At 44.6% G+C, this 805-nt stretch carries 1 protein-coding gene; it reads right to left on the bottom strand.

Annotation, left to right across the window (positions count from 1 at the left end; genetic code table 11):
• Positions 1–805, bottom strand: an 805-nt coding sequence (locus A3735_RS05335; protein WP_156499422.1) for an FAD-binding protein, incomplete at both ends; no start/stop codon positions are given.

Below are 805 nucleotides of genomic sequence, written 5' to 3'. Positions count from 1 at the left end.
ACATCACGCTTACCAACGCGCTTCTCTAGAGGGAAGTACATTGAGTGTTTCAACCAGTTTTCATCATCACGCTCAGTAAAATCATTACGAGCATGAGCACCACGACTTTCTTTACGTCCTTCTGCAGCTACAGCTGTTGCGTAAGCAACTTCGAACAAGTTATCCAGCTCAAGCGCTTCGATACGAGCAGTATTGAAAGCAGCGCTCTTATCTTCAAGATGAGTATTCTTAACTCTCTCACCTATTTCGTCGAGCATCTTAAGACCTTTCTGCATGGTCTCACCTTCACGGAAAACGCCAAAGTAAAGCTGCATCGTGCTTTGCAAATCTTCTCGAACCTTAGCAACACTTTCACCGCCAGTCGTATTATCCAAACGATCCAAACGACTTAATGCGGCTTCGATATCAGCCTCTGTTGCATCATCAGTTGCAAAACCTTCGCGCAAAGATTTCTCAATCTGCAAACCGGCAGCACGACCAAATACAACCAAATCAAGTAGCGAGTTACCACCAAGACGATTTGCACCATGAACTGATACACAAGCAGCTTCACCACAAGCATATAGACCTTCGATAACGTGATCGTTACCTTCAGCATCCTGCGTTAGTGCCTGACCACCGATATTAGTCGGAATACCACCCATCATATAGTGACAAGTTGGTACAACCGGAATTGGTACCTTAACCGGATCAACGTGAGCAAATGTACGTGACAATTCAAGAATACCTGGAAGCTTGGCATTCAAGGTTTCTTCACCCAAATGGTCCAACTTCAACATAACGTGATCTTTATTTGGACCACAAC

The sequence above is a fragment of the Oleiphilus sp. HI0061 genome, assembly GCF_001635675.1.
This window is presented reverse-complemented; position numbering and strand designations above follow the sequence as displayed.